This window comes from Bradyrhizobium sp. 18BD (assembly GCF_054185225.1).
Map to the genome: position 1 here is coordinate 66,282 of NZ_JAVAYL010000022.1, position 16,768 is coordinate 83,049.

The 16,768-nt window shown below is 64.5% G+C and carries 16 protein-coding genes and 1 tRNA gene; 6 read left to right on the plus strand and 11 right to left on the minus strand.

The genetic code is table 11. The annotated features are described in order from the left end of the window. Positions 1 to 9 precede the first annotated feature (9 nt). The 4 genes from RAD16_RS32355 to RAD16_RS32370 all read right to left on the minus strand — a co-directional run bounded on the left by RAD16_RS32355 (position 10) and on the right by RAD16_RS32370 (position 5,049). Positions 10 to 1,116: a CaiB/BaiF CoA transferase family protein gene (locus tag RAD16_RS32355; RefSeq protein ID WP_458161883.1), complete on the minus strand. Its 1,107-nt coding sequence runs from the start codon at positions 1,114 to 1,116 to the stop codon at positions 10 to 12. A 204-nt stretch (positions 1,117 to 1,320) separates the two neighbouring features. Beyond that, positions 1,321 to 2,121 carry an FAD binding domain-containing protein gene (locus tag RAD16_RS32360; RefSeq protein WP_458161884.1) on the minus strand — a complete coding sequence of 267 codons (801 nt, stop codon included), beginning with the start codon at positions 2,119 to 2,121 and terminating at the stop codon, positions 1,321 to 1,323. Positions 2,122 to 2,136: 15 nt separating this feature from the next. Beyond that, on the minus strand, positions 2,137 to 4,479 hold the full coding sequence (locus RAD16_RS32365; RefSeq protein WP_458161885.1) for a xanthine dehydrogenase family protein molybdopterin-binding subunit: 2,343 nt from the start codon (positions 4,477 to 4,479) through the stop codon (positions 2,137 to 2,139). Between the two features lie 84 nt (positions 4,480 to 4,563). Beyond that, on the minus strand, positions 4,564 to 5,049 hold the full coding sequence (locus RAD16_RS32370; RefSeq protein WP_458161886.1) for a (2Fe-2S)-binding protein: 486 nt from the start codon (positions 5,047 to 5,049) through the stop codon (positions 4,564 to 4,566). 343 nt (positions 5,050 to 5,392) lie between these two features. Between RAD16_RS32370 and RAD16_RS32375 the strand changes: the two genes are divergently transcribed. Both RAD16_RS32375 and RAD16_RS32380 read left to right on the plus strand, forming a co-directional pair. Beyond that, positions 5,393 to 7,432 (plus strand): methyl-accepting chemotaxis protein, encoded by a 2,040-nt coding sequence (locus tag RAD16_RS32375; RefSeq protein ID WP_458161887.1) that lies wholly within the window; start codon positions 5,393 to 5,395, stop codon positions 7,430 to 7,432. A 341-nt stretch (positions 7,433 to 7,773) separates the two neighbouring features. Then, positions 7,774 to 9,807, plus strand: a complete 2,034-nt coding sequence (locus tag RAD16_RS32380) for a methyl-accepting chemotaxis protein (RefSeq protein WP_458161888.1) — start codon at positions 7,774 to 7,776, stop codon at positions 9,805 to 9,807. A gap of 3 nt (positions 9,808 to 9,810) precedes the next feature. On the opposite strand, the gene RAD16_RS32385 is transcribed toward RAD16_RS32380, so the two are convergent. Next, positions 9,811 to 10,194, minus strand: coding sequence for a DUF3175 domain-containing protein (locus RAD16_RS32385; RefSeq protein WP_458161889.1), 384 nt, complete (start codon positions 10,192 to 10,194; stop codon positions 9,811 to 9,813). Positions 10,195 to 10,376: 182 nt separating this feature from the next. On the opposite strand from RAD16_RS32385, the gene RAD16_RS32390 reads away from it, so the two are divergent. The 3 genes from RAD16_RS32390 (at position 10,377) to RAD16_RS32400 (ending at position 14,384) form a co-directional block, all read left to right on the plus strand. Continuing rightward, complete coding sequence (locus RAD16_RS32390) at positions 10,377 to 11,861, plus strand: MFS transporter (protein WP_458161964.1); 1,485 nt, start codon at positions 10,377 to 10,379, stop codon at positions 11,859 to 11,861. 3 nt (positions 11,862 to 11,864) lie between these two features. Next, positions 11,865 to 12,686, plus strand: coding sequence for a trehalose-phosphatase (gene otsB, locus RAD16_RS32395; RefSeq protein WP_458161890.1), 822 nt, complete (start codon positions 11,865 to 11,867; stop codon positions 12,684 to 12,686). A 234-nt stretch (positions 12,687 to 12,920) separates the two neighbouring features. Next, positions 12,921 to 14,384 carry a trehalose-6-phosphate synthase gene (locus tag RAD16_RS32400; RefSeq protein WP_458161891.1) on the plus strand — a complete coding sequence of 488 codons (1,464 nt, stop codon included), beginning with the start codon at positions 12,921 to 12,923 and terminating at the stop codon, positions 14,382 to 14,384. 44 nt (positions 14,385 to 14,428) lie between these two features. Here the strand turns inward: RAD16_RS32400 and RAD16_RS32405 are convergent, their stop codons facing one another. Next, on the minus strand, positions 14,429 to 14,770 hold the full coding sequence (locus RAD16_RS32405) for a hypothetical protein (protein ID WP_458161892.1): 342 nt from the start codon (positions 14,768 to 14,770) through the stop codon (positions 14,429 to 14,431). Positions 14,771 to 14,966: 196 nt separating this feature from the next. Between RAD16_RS32405 and RAD16_RS32410 the strand changes: the two genes are divergently transcribed. Then, a tRNA-Ser gene (locus tag RAD16_RS32410) sits at positions 14,967 to 15,056 on the plus strand. A 484-nt stretch (positions 15,057 to 15,540) separates the two neighbouring features. On the opposite strand, the gene RAD16_RS32415 is transcribed toward RAD16_RS32410, so the two are convergent. Genes RAD16_RS32415 through RAD16_RS32435 form a run of 5 tightly spaced genes read right to left on the minus strand, consistent with a single transcriptional unit; the run spans position 15,541 to position 16,768 of the window. Continuing rightward, positions 15,541 to 15,708 carry a hypothetical protein gene (locus RAD16_RS32415; protein ID WP_458161893.1) on the minus strand — a complete coding sequence of 56 codons (168 nt, stop codon included), beginning with the start codon at positions 15,706 to 15,708 and terminating at the stop codon, positions 15,541 to 15,543. Then, positions 15,705 to 16,013, minus strand: coding sequence for a hypothetical protein (locus RAD16_RS32420; protein ID WP_458161894.1), 309 nt, complete (start codon positions 16,011 to 16,013; stop codon positions 15,705 to 15,707). Before RAD16_RS32420 ends, RAD16_RS32415 begins: the two co-directional genes overlap by 4 nt. A gap of 4 nt (positions 16,014 to 16,017) precedes the next feature. Beyond that, positions 16,018 to 16,299, minus strand: coding sequence for a hypothetical protein (locus RAD16_RS32425; protein WP_458161895.1), 282 nt, complete (start codon positions 16,297 to 16,299; stop codon positions 16,018 to 16,020). Next, positions 16,296 to 16,448, minus strand: a complete 153-nt coding sequence (locus RAD16_RS32430; RefSeq protein WP_458161896.1) for a hypothetical protein — start codon at positions 16,446 to 16,448, stop codon at positions 16,296 to 16,298. Before RAD16_RS32430 ends, RAD16_RS32425 begins: the two co-directional genes overlap by 4 nt. Next, complete coding sequence (locus tag RAD16_RS32435) at positions 16,445 to 16,768, minus strand: hypothetical protein (protein WP_458161897.1); 324 nt, start codon at positions 16,766 to 16,768, stop codon at positions 16,445 to 16,447. Before RAD16_RS32435 ends, RAD16_RS32430 begins: the two co-directional genes overlap by 4 nt.

The window sequence follows — 16,768 nt, forward strand, 5'->3', positions numbered from 1 at the left end:
TTGTCGGTTCTACCGCTCCCACGCCTTCGTCACGGTCCCGATCTCCGCCGCTACCGGCTCGCGAACCGCCGACGGCGTGCGTGAGAAGCGCGGCGCGGGCGCGGGCTGCTTCACGCCGTGGCGCTCGAGGAACACGTTGCGGGCGACCATGTGCGGATGCTCCGTCGCCTCCGACATGGTCAGCACCGGCGCGAAGCATATGTCGGTGCCTTCCATGATCTTGCACCAATCCTCGCGCGTCTTGCTCTTGAACACGGCCTTGAGCTTTTCCTTCAGCGCGGGCCAGGCCTTGGGGTTCATCTGCGCGTCGAAATCGGCATCGGTCAGGCCGGCGTGCTCGCGCAGCAGCGCGTAGAATTGCGGCTCGATCGAGCCGATCGAAACGAAGTGCCCGCAGGCGCATTCATAGACGCCGTAGAAGTGAGCGCCGCCGTCGAGGAAGTTCTGGTCGCGGCCTTCGGTCCAACGCCCGAGCGTTGTCATGTCGAAGAAGAACGACATCAGCGACGCTGCGCCGTCGCACATCGCGGCGTCGACGACCTGGCCCTTGCCGGACTTCTGCGCTTCCAGCAGCGCAGCGAGTACGCCGACGACGAGATAGAGTGCGCCGCCGCCGAAATCGCCGACAAGATTGAGCGGCGGCACCGGCGCTTCCTTGGTTCCGATCGCGGCCAACGCGCCGGTGATGGAGATGTAGTTGATGTCATGACCGGCGGCGTTGGCGAGCGGGCCTTCCTGGCCCCAGCCGGTCATGCGGCCGTAGACCAGTTTTGGATTGCGCGCGAGGACGACATCCGGGCCGAGCCCGAGCCGCTCCATCACGCCGGGACGAAAACCTTCGACCAGCGCATCGGCGCTGGCGAGCAGGTCGAGCACCTGCGCGATCGCGGCCTTGTCCTTGAGGTCGAGCTCGATCACCTTGCGGCCGCGGCCCGCCACCGACTTCATGCTCTTCCTCGCGCCGACGCGGTCGAGCGTGACGACATCGGCGCCCATGTCGGCCAGCATCATGCAGGCGAACGGGCCGGGTCCGATGCCGGCGAATTCGACGACGCGGAAGCCCGAGAGCGGGCCGGAGGTGCGGACGGAAGCGGAGGGGGCTGGTTTGTCGAGCACGTTGTTGTTTCCTCGGGTCGCGGACGGATGCCGGTGTTCGGCAAACGCCTCGGACATTCCTCTCTGGGCGAGTTAATTGGCTGATTAACTTTTCCCGCCTTCACGGCAACGAGGCAAGCGCTTTTCACGCATGGGCGCATAATAAAAGCGGCGCGCATTTCTGCGCGCCGCGGAAAATTTGCGTTCAGCCGCTAGCCGCGATTGTCAGCCAGCGGCCGTCACTGCGCGTTGCGCCATCACCTTGACGAGGTTGGCACGGTATTCGGCCGTGCCGTGGATGTCGGCCAGCAGTCCGCTCGCGGGAATGTTGACGCTGTCGATCGCCGACGGCGACCAGTTCGCCTTCAGCGCGGCCTCGATAGCACCAACCCGCATCACGCCGCTCTGAGAGGCGCCGGTTGCGGCGACGCGGATCTCGCCGGACTTCGTCTGCGCGACGAAGACGGCGGTCAATGCGAAGCGCGAGGCCGGATGGCGCATCTTGGCGTAGCCGGCCTTCGCCGGAACCGGGAACGACACGGCGGTGATGATCTCGCCGTCTTCCAGCGCCGTCGTGAACAGGCCCTTGAAGAAGTCCTCGGCCGAGAGTGACCGCTTGTTGGTCTTCACGGTGGCACCGAGCGCAAGCAGTGCGGCCGGATAGTCCGCGGCGGGATCGTTGTTGGCGATCGAGCCGCCGATCGTGCCGCGATAGCGCACGGCGGGATCGCCGATCTGCGATGCCAGATAGGCGAGCGCGGGGATCGCCTTCTTCGCGGCATCGCTGGTTGCCACATCATAATGCGGCGTGGCGGCCTTGATGGTCAGGGTGTCGCCGGAGGCCTCGACGCCGATCAGGTCCTTGATCTTGCCGAGATCGATGACATCGGAGGGTCCGGCGAGGCGCTGCTTCATGACCGGCAGCAGCGTCTGGCCGCCGGACAGGAATTTCGCCTCGCTGCTCTGGCCGAACAGGCTTGCGGCCTCGTCGACCGAGGAAGCGCGATGATAAGTTGTCTGGTACATCTTCGTTCCTCCCTCTTAAGCCGCGTGGATGGTGCGCCACACCCGGTCTGGGGTTGCGGGCATTTCCAAATTGTTCTTGCCGATCGCATCCGTGATCGCGTTGATCACGGCCGCAGAGGCGCCGATCGCGCCGGCCTCACCGCAACCCTTGATGCCGAGCGGATTGCCCGGGCACAGCGTCGTGGTGTGGGAGAGGTTGAACGACGGCAGATCGTCGGCGCGCGGCATGGAGTAATCCATGAACGAGGCCGTGACCGGCTGGCCGTTGGCATCGTAGATGGCATGCTCGAGCAGCGCCTGCCCGATGCCCTGGGCGAGGCCGCCATGGACCTGGCCTTCGACAATCATCGGGTTGATCAGCCGGCCGAAATCGTCGGCCGCGACGAAGTTAATGAAGGAGGTCTTGCCGGTACCGGGATCGACCTCGAGCTCGCAGATGTAAGCGCCGGCCGGGAAGGTGAAGTTGGTGGGGTCGTAGAAGGCGCTCTCCTTCAACCCCGGCTCCATCCCGTCAGGCAGATTGTGTGCGGTGTAGGCCGCGAGCGCGACCATCGGGAAGGCGATCGCCTTGTCGGTGCCCGTCACCTTGAACTCGCCGTTCTCGATGACGATGTCGGCTTCCGACGCTTCCAGCGCATGCGCCGCGATCTTCTTGGCCTTGGACTCCATCTTCTCCATGGCCTTCAGGATCGCGGTGAGACCGACGGCCGCCGAGCGCGAACCGTAAGTGCCCATGCCGAACTGCACCTTGTCGGTGTCGCCATGGACGATCGAGACCTGGCTGATGGGAACGCCGAGGCGATCCGCGACGAGCTGGCAGAACGTGGTCTCGTGACCCTGGCCGTGGCTGTGTGAGCCCGTCAGGATCTCGATGGTGCCGACCGGATTGACGCGCACCTCGGCCGACTCCCATAAGCCGACGCCGGCTCCCAGGCTGCCGACGGCCCTGGACGGCGCGATGCCGCAGGCCTCGATGTAGCAGGACACGCCGATGCCGCGCAGCTTGCCTTGCGACTTCGCCTGCGCCTTGCGGGCTGCAAAGCCGGCGTAGTCGATCGCCTTCATCGCCGCGTCGAGCGAAGCGTTAAAGTCGCCGGTGTCATAGGCCATGATCACGGGCGTCTGGTGCGGGAACTGGGTGATGAAGTTGGTCCGGCGCAGCTGGGCCGGATCGACCTTGAGCTGCCGCGCCGCCGTCTCCATCAGACGTTCGATCAGGTAGCTCGCCTCGGGACGGCCGGCGCCGCGATAGGCGTCGACCGGCGTGGTGTTGGTGTAGACCCCGACCACCTCGGCATGGATCGCCGGGATGTTGTACTGGCCCGACAGCAGCGTCGCGTAGAGATAGGTCGGCACTGACGACGAGAACAGCGACATATAGGCGCCGAAATTGGCGTAGGTCTTCACCTTGAGGCCGATAATCTTGTTGCTGGCATCGAACGCCATCTCGGCATGGGTCACATGGTCGCGGCCATGCGCGTCGGTGAGGAAGGCTTCGGTGCGGTCGCCCGTCCATTTCACCGGGCGGCCGACCTTCTTGGACGCCCACAGCGCCACCATCTCTTCGGGGTAGATGAAGATCTTCGAGCCGAATCCGCCGCCGACATCGGGGGCGATGACGCGCAGCTTGTGCTCGGGGGCGATGTTGTAGAACGCCGACAGCACGAGGCGGGCGACGTGCGGGTTCTGCGACGTCGTATAGAGGGTGAAGTGCTCTTCCGCCGCATCGTAATCGGCGATCGCCGCGCGCGGCTCCATCGCGTTCGGGGCGAGGCGGTTGTTGGTGACGTCGAGCTTGACGACATTGGCGGCCTTGGCGAAGGCGGCATCCGTCGCGCCCTCGTCGCCGATCACCCAGTCATAGACCTGGTTGCCGGGAGCTTCGGGGTGAAGCTGCGGCGCGCCGGCTTTGATCGCCGACTGCACGTCGGCGACGGCGGGAAGCTCCTCGTAATCGACGACGACAGCTTCCGCCGCGTCGCGCGCCAGATTCTTGCTGTCGGCGATGACGACCGCGACGGCCTGACCGACGAAGCGCACCGTCTCCGGCGCCATCGCGGGCCATGCGCCCATCTTCATCGGGCTGCCGTCCTTTGAGGTGATGGCCCAGCCGCAGATGAGGTTGCCGACCTTGTCGTCGACCAGCTGCTGTCCGGTGAGCACCGCGACCACGCCCGGCATGTTCAGCGCGGCGGACGCATCGATCTTCTTGACCTTGGCGTGTGCGTGCGGGCTGCGGATGAAATGGGCATGGGTCATGCCCTGTAATTTGATGTCGTCAACGTACCGGCCCTTGCCGGTAATGAAACGCTTGTCTTCCTTGCGCACGACGCGCGCGCCGATGCCTTCAACACCCATGTCTGGTCCTCCCGACCGGAAATTTCTTTGACCGCGCTGTCCATCGATAGCTGCGGCGGTGGTTCTTCTTTCGAGGCGGCCGCTTTACTCGGCCGCCTGCGAGACCTTCATGCGTCCGGCTGCATCCAGCACGGCTTTGACGATGTTGTGGTAGCCGGTGCAGCGGCAGATATTGCCTTCGAGCTCTTGGCGGACGGTAGCCTCGTCCAGCTGGCCGCCATGACGTTGCACGATGTCGATCGCCGACATGATCATGCCCGGGGTGCAATAGCCGCACTGCAGGCCGTGATTGTCGCGGAACGCGGCCTGCATCGGGTGCAGCTCGTCGCCCTTGGCGATGCCTTCGATGGTGGTGACGTTGGCGCCGTCGGCCTGACCGGCCAGCATAGTGCAGGATTTCACCGCCTTGCCGTCCATGTGCACGACGCAAGCGCCGCACTGGCTGGTGTCGCAGCCGACATGCGTTCCGGTCAGGTTGAGGTGATCGCGCAGCAGGTGGACCAGCAGCGTGCGGTCCTCGACGTCGACAGCAACGGCCTTGCCGTTCACTGTCAGTTTGACTGTAGACACGGTGTCATCCTCCCGGGATTGATTTTGATTGTTTCTAATTAGAGACAGCGACCCGGAACTTTGCAACTAGGATTTTGGTCGCCTTGGTCATGGAAAAGTCATTGATCCAGACGGGCCTGCAATGATTTGCCGGGCGGCTGGACAGGCCCGGAGGGGGCAGTCGGGCCGGCGTGGGATGCCAGCAATCATCGTCATTCAGATCGGCCTTTGGCCGATGAAGCCTGAGATTACGCGAGCCTGCCGAATTTACCGCCCTTTATCCATTGTGCCCTAGTTTTGCGCATCCGGGTCTGGAGGCGGGGCGCTTCCGGATCACGGCTGAAATGAAAAATGGGGGTTGGGAATGTCCGGGCGTGTCGCGTCGCCGTCTAAGCGCACAATATTTCCGACCCTCAGGTTCCGCGCCAAGATCATCCTGGGCTTTGCGGCGGTGCTGGTGATTTCCGCCGGCAGCATGGCCTTCTCCTATTTCGGCTTCGAGCGGGTCTCGGCCGGGGTCGGCTCCTACCGCACCAGCGTCTCCGAGGCCGACCTTGCCCGCAATATCGACCGCGAGCTGCTGGCCTATCGCTCGGCCGTCAAATATTTCGTGGCCACCGGCAAGGAGGACGACGCCAAGGCGGCCCTCGACGCCGAGGCCAGCCTGAGGAGCGCCATCGACCAGGCCGTCAAGAGCGCCAAGAAGCCGGCGCGGCTGGAGAGCCTCAACAAGCTCGCCAAGGAGTTTTCGAATTTCTCGTCGACCTTCGCCAAGGTGCTCCAAGCCAAGCGTGACAGCACGCTGCTGGTGCAGAACCAGCTCACGCGCCAGGCCAATCTCCTGAAGTACAAGCTTGACGATATCGGCAACAATGCCTCCGATTCCGAGGCGCAGTCGATCGAGTTCGGCACCAAGCAGGTCAACGCCCAGTTCCAGACCGCAAGCGCAGCGGCGACCAATTTCGTGCTGACGTCCGACCAGGCGATCGCAACCAGCGCGCTGGCGCGGCTGAAATTCGTCGAGAACTCGCTCGGCGCGGTCTATTCCATGGACGACAAGATCGTTGCCGGCCTGAAGGACGCCAAGACCATCCTCGTCGCCTATCGCGAAGCGCTGGAGAAGCTGATCGCCAACGCCAAGATGGTCGACGAGCTCGTCACCGAGATGAGCGGCTCAGCCGGTGCGATCCTGCAAGGCGCGACCGCGATGAAGGCGGACCTCGTTGCCGAACAGCAGCGGCTAGATGCCGAATCGGAGGCAACCATCGGGAAGACCGAGCAACTGGTGCTGATGCTGGCCGTCGGCGGCACGCTGCTCGGTGCGGTCCTTGCCTTCCTGCTCGGCACCGGCATCTCGCGGCCGATGATCGCGATGTGCAAGGCGATGCGTGAGCTCGCCTCGGGCAATTTCGACGTCGTGCTGCCGGGTCTCGGTCGCAAGGACGAGATCGGCGAGATGGCCGGCGCGGTCGAGGAGTTCAAGGTTCAGGCGGTCGCCAAGGCCGAGCGCGATGCCGCTGCAAGCGAAGCCCAGAACAAGGAACTGGCCACCGCACGCCGCTCCGAGCTGATTCGTTTTGCCGATGATTTCGAAAGCGCCGTCGGCGCCATCGTCTCCAACGTTTCGGCGTCCGCCGTGCAGCTCGAATCGGCGGCGTCCACGCTGACGCGCACCGCGGAGACCACGCAGACCCTGTCGAGCCAGGTCGCCGGCGTCTCCGAGCAGGCCTCCAGCAACATGCAGTCGGTCGCGACCGCGACCGAAGAGCTCTCCGCCTCGGTCGAGGAGATCGGCCGCCAGGTGCGCGATTCCAACCGCATCGCCGAGGCCGCCGTGGTGCAGGCCAAGGAAACCGACGGCCGGATCGGCAAGCTGTCGCACGCCGCCCAGCAGATCGGCGAGGTGGTGAAGTTGATCACCGCGATTGCCGAGCAGACCAACCTTCTCGCGCTGAACGCTACCATCGAGGCAGCGCGCGCCGGTGAAGCCGGCCGCGGCTTCGCGGTCGTTGCGAGCGAAGTGAAGTCCTTGGCGAGCCAGACGGCAAAGGCGACGGACGAAATCTCCTCGCACATCGCGGGGATGCAGGGCGCCACAGCCGAATCGGTCGCCGCGATCAAGGAAATCGGCGCCACCATCGGCCAGATCTCGTCGATCTCGACCTCCATCGCCAGCGCGGTGGAAGAGCAAGGTGCAGCGACCCAGGAAATCGCCCGCAGCGTCCAGACCGTCGCGCAGGGCACCCATACCGCGGCCACCGATATCGGCCAGGTCAACCGGGGCGCCGCCGAGACTGGCTCGGCTTCGGAGGAGGTCCTGCACTCGGCCAAGACCCTCTCCAGCGAGAGCACCCGCCTCCGCGCCGAGCTCGATCGCTTCATGGCGAATATCCGGGCGGCATAAAGGCTCGGCCCAGCTGTCACGTCGCATTCCGCTGTCGTCCCCGCGAACGCGGGGACCCATAACCCCAGGGAGGGGTTATGGAGCGACCTGATAACTCCGGGTCTCCGCCAAACTTCTCCCTGTGATCGCGACGAGCGCAAGCGCTCGCGCGGGGATCCCGGATCGCGCTCCGCTTCGCTGCGCTTGTCCGGGATGACAGCCGGGCCGCGTCACCTAACCGCAAGTTGCGACGCCACAAATTTACCATGGCTTATCCTTTGCCCCTTACCGTGCATGCGAGTCGGGGAGCGGGCTGCTCCCGGGCTGCGCCTGGTTTTCCGCGAATGGAATGGGGTGGGGGAATGTCCGCCAAGTCGAAAGCGAATTCATCGAAGCTGTTCACCTTGCGTTTTCGCGCAAAAATCATCCTCGGCTTCGTGGCAGTGCTGGCCATCCTCGCCGTCAGTATGGCTTTCGCCTATTTCGGTTTCGAACGGATCCAGGCCGCCGTGGCCTCCTATCGGGCCAGCGTGTCGGAAGCGGACCTGGCGCGGACGGTTGACCGCGAGCTGATCGCCTATCAGGGGCTGGCTCGGGCCTACACGCTGACCGGCGCAGCCGATGACGAGACCGCGGCCAAGGCGGCCGAAGAGAATCTGAAGGGCGCAATCGCCAAGTCCATGGCGGCCACGGCCGGGGCCGCACGCCGCGAGCAGGTCGGCAAGCTCGAGGCCGAGTTCCAGCGCTTCACGAAGGTGTTCGGTGAGATCATCGCCCTGACGCGCGAGAACAACAAGATCGCGGCCGATGAGCTCAACAGTGTCGGCAACAAGATCCGCTTCAAGTTCGACGACCTTTCCGATACCGCCGCGCTCGCCGGGCTCGCTTCGGTCCAGACCACGGCCAAGGACGTGACCTCGCAATATCTCGCGGTCTCCACCTCGGTCAGCGCCTTCGTCGCCAAGCCCGAGCCGAAGACCGCCGACGGCGTGATCGCCCGCATCAAGTTCCTGGAGACCCTGCTGGTCTCGATCTATGCCAATGACCAGAAGATCACCGACCGCGTCACCGAGATCGGCAATCTGCTGAAGCAGTACCGCACCTCCTTCTCGAAATTGACCGAGAACGTGAAAATCATCGTCAAGTCGAATGGCGACATGACCAAGACGGCCGCGTCCATCCTCAAGCTCTCGGCCGATCTGCGCTCGGACCTGACCGCCGATCAGCAGCGCATCGAGGCCAGCGCCAATGCGACCATCGGCGAGACCGAGCGGTTGATGCTGATGATGGCGCTGGGCGGTCTTGCCGTCGGCGCAGCGCTCGCGCTGATGCTCGGCAACGGCATCTCGCGGCCGATGATCGCGATGTGCAAGGCGATGCGTGAGCTCGCCTCGGGCAATTTCGACGTCGTGCTGCCGGGCTTGGGACGCAAGGACGAGATCGGCGAGATGGCCGGCGCGGTCGAGGAATTCAAGGTTCAGGCGGTCGCCAAGGCCGAGCGCGATGCCGCCGCCAGCGAAGTCCAGAATCGGGAGCAGGCCGCCGCGCGCCGCTCCGAGCTGATTCGTTTTGCCGACGATTTCGAGAGCGCTGTCGGCGCCATCGTCTCCAACGTCTCGGCTTCCGCCGTGCAGCTCGAATCGGCGGCGTCCACACTGACGCGCACCGCCGAGACCACGCAGAGCCTGTCGAGCCAGGTCGCCGGCGTCTCCGAGCAGGCCTCCAGCAACATGCAGTCGGTGGCAACCGCGACCGAAGAGCTCTCGGCCTCGGTCGAGGAGATCGGTCGCCAGGTGCGCGATTCCAACCGCATTGCCGAGGCTGCCGTGGTGCAGGCCAAGGAAACCGACGGCCGGATCGGCAAGCTGTCACATGCCGCTCAGCAGATCGGCGAAGTCGTCAAGCTGATCACGGCGATCGCCGAGCAGACCAACCTTCTCGCGCTCAACGCCACCATCGAGGCGGCGCGCGCCGGTGAAGCCGGCCGCGGCTTTGCTGTCGTCGCGAGCGAAGTGAAGTCGCTGGCGAGCCAGACGGCGAAGGCCACCGACGAGATTTCCTCGCACATCGCAGGGATGCAGGGCGCCACCGCCGAGTCGGTCGCCGCGATCAAGGAGATCGGCGCGACCATCGGCCAGATCTCGTCGATCTCGACCTCGATCGCGAGCGCCGTCGAGCAGCAGGGCGCCGCGACGCAGGAGATCGCCCGCAGCGTCCAGACCGTCGCGCAGGGCACCCAGACCGCGGCCACCGATATCGGCCAGGTCAACCGGGGCGCCGCCGAGACCGGTTCTGCCTCGGAAGAGGTGCTGAACTCGGCAAAATCGCTCTCCAGCGAGAGCACCCGCCTGCGCGCCGAGCTCGACCGCTTCATGGGGAATATCCGGGCGGCGTGAGGTTCACTCCCTTCCGAACGCCCGCTTCAATTCCACCTTCGCCCGCTCCAGCCGCTCGCGCTGCGTTTTCGGCAGCGTCTTGCCGGCGCGGTTGATGTAGAAGGTCAGCATCGACAGTGCCGACCGGTACGCGCCGGTCTTGCGGCGTGAGCTGTGCTCGGCCGAGCGCTTCAGCGACGCCGCGATCTTCTTTGCGCTGGTCAGCTTGAACACGCCTTGCTTGAGATCGAGCGCGTCGCTCTCCTTGGTCACGCGCTGCGACCAGCGCTTTGGCGTGGCGCGCTTCGTGCTCTTGCGTGCGGTGCTTCGTCTCGCGCTGGTATTCCGGCGCGCCGCCTTGCCTGCGCGGCTCTTCCGCGAATGTGTCGTCTTTCTGACATGAGCCATGCACCAACTCCTTGCAGCTCCATCGGAAACGGGCCGCATTCGACGCCGTTCCTAAGGGAACCTGGCGCAGCCGCCGACGTTGTCGCAGGTGGCAGGCGGAATGCCGCACCCTCATGATCGGATCGCCCCCGTCCACCTCATGCGAACCGGGGCCGATTCCATTGGTCAAACGCAACAACGCGATGGAATTGCAGCAAAGCCCAGCGCTGAACTATGGACCTGCGATCTCGGCGGCCGCGACCGACCGCATCGTCGAGACCAGCATTCCCGCGCGGCTCGATGCGTTGCCGTGGAGCGGCTTTCACACCCGCGTCGTGCTGGCGCTCGGCATCACCTGGATTCTCGATGGACTCGAAGTGACGTTGGCCGGTGCACTCTCGGGCGCGCTGAAGCAGAGCCCGATGCTGCATTTCTCCAATCTGGATCTCGGCATCGCCAATTCCGCCTATCTTGCAGGCGCCGTGCTCGGTGCGCTCGGCTTCGGCTGGCTCACCGACCGCATCGGCCGCAAGAAATTGTTCTTTATCACGCTAGCGCTCTACCTCTCCGCGACGGCCGCGACCGCGCTGTCATGGGATATTGCGAGCTACTCACTGTTTCGCTTCCTTACCGGTGCCGGCATCGGCGGCGAATATACTGCGATCAATTCGACCATCCAGGAGCTAGTGCCGGCGCGCTATCGCGGCTGGACTGATCTGGTGATCAACGGCAGCTTCTGGCTCGGCGCCGCGATGGGCGCGGTCGCGGCCATCGTGCTGCTCGATCCCGCCTTCTTCAGCCCCGATCTCGGCTGGCGGCTCGCTTATCTCATCGGCGCGGCCATCGGCCTCGTCGTGCTCCTGATGCGAATGTGGATCCCGGAAAGTCCGCGCTGGCTGATGATCCATGGCCGGCCCGATCAGGCGCACGCCATCGTCGACGAGATCGAGCGCTCGGTGATCGGATACGATCAGGATGCGAGCGACGGGCGCTTTGCCAAAATGCGCCTGAAGATGCGCGACCACACGCCGATCCGCGAGGTCGTGCACACGCTGTTCTCGGCCTATCGCCAACGCGCACTGGTCGGCCTGGTGCTGATGAGCGCGCAGGCTTTCTTCTACAACGCGATCTTCTTCACCTTCGCGCTGGTGTTGACCGATTTCTACGGCATCAGCGCCGACCATGTCGGTTGGTATCTGTTGCCGTTCGCCGCCGGCAATTTCCTCGGACCGCTGCTGCTCGGCCGCCTGTTCGACACGCTCGGCCGGCGCGTCATGATCATGTTCACTTATGGCATGTCCGGCCTGCTGCTGGCGCTGTCGGGCTATCTGTTCTCGATCGGTGCGCTGAGTGCGCAGGGCCAGACCATCGCCTGGATGGTGATCTTCTTCTTTGCCTCGCCCGCGGCTAGCGCGGCCTATCTCACCGTCAGCGAGACGTTTCCGCTGGAGGTCCGCGCGCTGGCGATCGCCGTGTTCTACGCGATTGGCACCGGTATTGGCGGCGTGATCGGGCCAGCCCTGTTCGGTGCGCTGATCGACACGGGATCGCGCACCAGCGTGTTCGCCGGCTATCTGCTGGGATCCTTCCTGATGATCGCGGCCGCGATCGTGGCGTGGCGCTACGCCGTCTCGGCGGAACGAAAATCGCTCGAACAAATCGCGCGGCCGCTAGCTTCTATGGAGTAGACTATGAAATCGGAACTTGCTGAACTGGATCAGAAGCGTCCCATGCTGGAAGATGAAGCGCCCGACGCGGTGCCTGTGCCCCATGCGCTCGTCCCGCATCTGGGCGAGACCGCGATCCTGCTCGACATCGACGGCACGCTGCTCGACCTGATGCCGACGCCGCGCGAGGTGTGGGTGCCGCCGGGCTTGTCGGAGACGCTGAACCGCCTGACGGAGCGCACATCCGGCGCGCTGGCGATGGTCAGCGGCCGCTCGCTCAACGATATCGACCTGATCTTCGCGCCAGACGTGTTTCGCGCCGTCGCCGGACACGGCGCGGAGATGCGCCTGTCGGCGGGGAGCGAGGCCGACGACGTGCATGCGCCGCCGATGGACAAGGAATTGAAGCGGCGCCTGGCGGCGATTGCAAAGCTCAGCCCGGGCATTCTGCTCGAGGACAAGGGCTATTCGCTGGCACTGCACTATCGCCTCGCGCCGCATGCGGAGAAGGCGATCTATGAGGCCGTCTCGTTGATCCGCGCCGACCTGCCCAATGCACCGATCGAGGTATTGCCCGGCAAGTTCGTCTGCGAGATCAAGCATTCCGGGTTCACCAAGGCAACCGGCGTGCGTGAGTTGATGAAGCATGAGCCGTTCAGGGGACGTCGTCCGATCTTCATCGGTGACGATGTCACCGATGAAACCGTGTTCGCGATCATGCCAGAGATGAACGGACTTTCTTTCTCGGTCGGCCGACGCGCCATCGGCGTCAACGGCCACTTCGACGCGCCGAACGATGTGCGCGCGTTCCTTGCGCGCCTGCTCGACGATACAAGGTTGGAATAAGGCACGTCATCTCGGGGCCACATTGTCGCGCGCGCTGATCCGCAGCGCATGCGATTGATGCTGTGCAAAACAGTCGCCAAAACTCTCTTTTTCAATGGAAATTGCCGAGTTCCCGCAAGGAAACTGGTTCCAACGCGCATGCCTGACTTTGGTTTCATTTCGTGGAAATGATGACAGGAACCATATTGATGAACGGCAGTTAAACGGGCTGGAATGAACAGGAGGGGACGACCTGTGAACTTAGTCGTCGTTTCAAATCGAGTTGCGCGCGGTAAACCCAACGAGCCCATGACGGGCGGCCTCGCAGCGGCATTGCTTCCCGTAGTGGAGCATTCAGGTGCGATCTGGGTGGGTTCCTCCGGCCGCGTGCGCGACGGCCATCAGAAGGAACCGTTCGCCGAGATCGAGGCGCTGGGCTCCGGCGCGATTGCGACGCTGGATCTTCCGGCTGCGCATTACGGCGGCTATTACGAAGGTTTTGCCAATTCGGCGCTGTGGCCGGCGCTACATTCGCGCAGCGACCTGATCCGCGTATCGCGCGAAGATTATGTCAGCTATCGTGAGGTCAACGCCTTCATGGCGCGCGCTCTGCTGCGCTTCCGCAAAGCCAAGACCGCGTTCTGGGTGCAGGATTATCATTTCCTCGCTCTCGGTGCGGAGCTGCGCGATCTCGGTGTCGACGATCCGATCGGTTTCTTCCTGCATACGCCCTGGCCCGTCGCCGCGGTGATGCAGGGCGTGCCCAATCATCGCGAACTGATCACGGCGATGCTCGCCTATGATCTGCTCGGCTTCCAGACGGAAGAAGATTGCCAGAATTTTCTCGGTTATGCCGGCGGCGAGCTCGGCCTCACCGTCGAGGACGGTATCGTGCTGTCGCAGCACGGCCGCACCCGCTGTGAGGTCTTCCCGATCGGCATCGATGCGGAAAAATTCGCGGCCTATGCCGCGAAGTCGGCGTCGCATCCGGATGTCTCGCGCCTGCGCCGCAGCCTCAACGGCGAGCGGCTCGCGATCGGCGTCGACCGGCTCGACTATTCCAAGGGCCTCGTCAACCGCATCAGTGCGTTCGACCGGCTCTGGACCGATCAGCCGCAGTTTGCGCGCAGCATCTCGCTGCTGCAGATCGCCAACCCCTCGCGCGGCGGCATCGAGGCCTATGGCAATCTCCAGAACGAGGTCGCGCGTCTCGTCACCGACGTCAACGGTCGTCACGGCGAGGTGGACTGGACGCCGATCCGCTACCTCAACAAGGGCTTCAGCCAGACCGTGCTCGCCGGCCTCTATCGCACTGCGCAGGTCGGCGTGGTGACGCCGCTGCATGACGGCATGAACCTCGTCGCCAAGGAATATGTCGCCGCGCAAAACCCGGCCGATCCCGGCGTGCTCGTGCTGTCGAAGTTCGCGGGCGCTGCCAACGAACTCGAGACGGCGTTGCTGGTCAATCCGCATGACATCGACGGCATGGCCCGCGCGATCGCGGTCGCGGCTGCGATGCCGCTCACCGAGCGCAAGATGCGCTGGGATGCGATGATGAAGAAGCTGCGCGGCCACACCATCCAGCAATGGTCGGCGGACTTCGTCGCCGAGCTGGAGAAGTGCCGCACGGAGAAGGCCGCCGTCGCCCCGCTGGCAGCCCAGCCGCCGCAAGCGTTGCGCTGGCTGAAGTCGGCGATCTCAGGCGTGCGGTTGATTTAGATCTTCTCCCTCGCCCCGCGTTCTGACGGGGGAGAGGAGGACGCTCAATAACAATACGACACGCCCTCCAGAATCGCGCACTGCCTCTTGTTCGGCGCGTTCGGATCGTCCAGCGGCACCATGCCCTTGCCCTGGCCGACGAACACGCCGGGTCCGATATGCACCGAGCTCTTGTTGCCGATGATCACGCTCTGATGCGGCGTCGAGCTCGAGCGTGTCCCGTCGGGCCAGAGGATGGCATCGCCGGAAAGCACCCCGCGGCGCCCGTCATCGCAGCTCACGTCCATACCCTGCCGGGTGCAGACCTGCGCCAATGCGGGCACGGCAAAGGCGGAGCCAAAGGCGGAAATCAGGCTGAGTGCGGCGATGGTCTTGCGGATGGTCATGGTGTCCCCGGTCCGGTTTGGCGGTCTCAAGTGAATCGTCGTGCCAAACCCGCCTTTGGTTCAGCCTGCAGGTGGTTCCCGCAGATCCGTCGGCTCCAGATATTATTGTTTAAATACAACATCTTACGGAAAAATCACCCGATCTCTCCGCGATCCCTTGCAAAATCACCCGCGCCCCTTCAAGAGAGGGCGCTCCGGAGAGATGGCCGAGTGGCTTAAGGCGCACGCTTGGAAAGCGTGTGTGCGGGAAACCGTACCGTGGGTTCGAATCCCACTCTCTCCGCCACCGCTTTGCGGCAGCGCAGATTCCCTTCAAAACAAGGCGTCTCCCGAGCGACCGATTTTGGGGCGGTGTAGCACGGTGTAGCACCGCGGGGTGGCAGCGCGACCGGCTCACGTTGCCATCATTGGCGCGCTGGCGCGAGTCCGAATCCTTGAAAAAACGGCGCCCTTGCCCCTTGCTGACGGCGAAGCGATCGTACGGCCATGAAGCTCTTCATCGCATCCGACCTGCACGGAGAGGCGTGGTCGCATGGCTACGACGTCCCCGAGAACCTGGACTTCGACGTGGCGGTATTCGCCGGCGACGTCCATCACGCCTACCGGGCGGTGAACTGGATGACCAACCAGCGCGCTGTGGGGCAAGCCCATCCTGTTCGTCGCCGGCAATCACGAATACTACGGGAGCGTGCTGCAGGACGCTGCCGCGCAGCTCCGCGACGCCGCGCGCCGGACCTTCGTCACCTTCCTGGACGCCGACGCCGTGCCGATCATCGACGGCGTCCGCTTCCTTGGCTGTCCTTGTGGAACAGCGCGCTTCCATGGTGCGTCCCGGTCTCGTCGTAGCGCCGGAACGCTTCTTCGACGGCGGGCGTGCGCATGCGGAGCGACTTCAGCGAGCCCCACTTCAGCGAGAGATAGTCTGCGTCATCGTTCATCGGCCCTGGCCCTCTTGGACGGCGTCGCACATCTTGGCGAGCAGCTCGACCGTCGCGAACATGCCAAGAGACTCCCAGTCCGGAATCGGCGTGGCCTTGAACTCGATCTCGCCGCCTTGGCCGACGACCTGCCAGGCGCGAACGGTGCCGTCCGGCGCCAGTCGGATGTTGGCGAGGATGAGGTCGTCGGGACCTGGGTCGAACGCGACGATGATCTCGATACCGGGCTTTGGAGGCATTTCTGCCGCCAGGCGAGCAACGTAGTCGTCGTCGGACTCGTCCGGTTTTCTTGGGCTCATTGCCATGTAGTCAGTCATCCTTTCGCCATCCGACAGCCCTGACCAGGCGCCAGCGCTTTTCCTCGCCGACCGGGACCTTGCGGACGACCGCAGTGTGCATGCCGGGATGCCCGCCGGCTCCGCCGCGCGTGAGCATGGCCGGAGGATCGCCGTCGTCACCGGCCGAGAACACTGCCACGATCAGGCCGGCCTGGTTGCGCTCGATCGACGCCCGGACCGGCTCGCCGGTGAACGCGAGCGTCTCGACGTCAGCGCCGTCGACGCGGAGGACCAGCTCGACCTTGTGGCTCATCGGCGAAGCCTCGGGGGTTGCGCCGTGGCCGACAGCCGCGATCGGCCGGCGTCGGCCAGGCGCCGTCGCCAAGGCAGCTCGGACAGCTCGCCGGCGAGCACTGCGAGCAGCGCCACGACGGCGAACGAGATCAGCGCGGCGTGCATCATACGTCCACTCCGTCGACCGGGATGTCTTCGCCGGCCTGCTGGCCCAGCATGTACAGCCGGTGCGCCGACCGGCAGAAGCGGGCCTTGCGATCGAACCAATTGATGGCCGCAGTGCAGATGTCCTCGCCGTTGTCATAATCCGGATGCTTCCGCGCGCGGCCCTTGACGACGAGCTTGAACTCCTTTCCGAGCCGCCTGATCTCCGTCGTCCAGTCCTCGATCACCGGCGCCCGCATCATCTCGAACACCGACGGCTCCTCGCCGAGGGTGTACGCTTCGATGTCTCGCGCTAGGTCTTCCTTCCATCCCGAGTTCGACAT

Excerpts from the sequence above, each read along its gene's own strand:
- RAD16_RS32360 (WP_458161884.1), bottom strand. The coding sequence starts at position 2,121 with ATGTACCAGACAACTTATCATCGCGCTTCCTCGGTCGACGAGGCCGCA.
- RAD16_RS32365 (WP_458161885.1), bottom strand. The coding sequence starts at position 4,479 with ATGGGTGTTGAAGGCATCGGCGCGCGCGTCGTGCGCAAGGAAGACAAG.
- RAD16_RS32375 (WP_458161887.1), top strand. The coding sequence starts at position 5,393 with ATGTCCGGGCGTGTCGCGTCGCCGTCTAAGCGCACAATATTTCCGACC.
- RAD16_RS32380 (WP_458161888.1), top strand. The coding sequence starts at position 7,774 with ATGTCCGCCAAGTCGAAAGCGAATTCATCGAAGCTGTTCACCTTGCGT.
- RAD16_RS32385 (WP_458161889.1), bottom strand. The coding sequence starts at position 10,194 with ATGGCTCATGTCAGAAAGACGACACATTCGCGGAAGAGCCGCGCAGGC.
- RAD16_RS32390 (WP_458161964.1), top strand. The coding sequence starts at position 10,377 with ATGGAATTGCAGCAAAGCCCAGCGCTGAACTATGGACCTGCGATCTCG.
- otsB (WP_458161890.1), top strand. The coding sequence starts at position 11,865 with ATGAAATCGGAACTTGCTGAACTGGATCAGAAGCGTCCCATGCTGGAA.
- RAD16_RS32405 (WP_458161892.1), bottom strand. The coding sequence starts at position 14,770 with ATGACCATCCGCAAGACCATCGCCGCACTCAGCCTGATTTCCGCCTTT.
- RAD16_RS32415 (WP_458161893.1), bottom strand. The coding sequence starts at position 15,708 with ATGAACGATGACGCAGACTATCTCTCGCTGAAGTGGGGCTCGCTGAAG.
- RAD16_RS32420 (WP_458161894.1), bottom strand. The coding sequence starts at position 16,013 with ATGGCAATGAGCCCAAGAAAACCGGACGAGTCCGACGACGACTACGTT.
- RAD16_RS32425 (WP_458161895.1), bottom strand. The coding sequence starts at position 16,299 with ATGAGCCACAAGGTCGAGCTGGTCCTCCGCGTCGACGGCGCTGACGTC.
- RAD16_RS32430 (WP_458161896.1), bottom strand. The coding sequence starts at position 16,448 with ATGATGCACGCCGCGCTGATCTCGTTCGCCGTCGTGGCGCTGCTCGCA.
- RAD16_RS32435 (WP_458161897.1), bottom strand. The coding sequence starts at position 16,768 with ATGTCGAACTCGGGATGGAAGGAAGACCTAGCGCGAGACATCGAAGCG.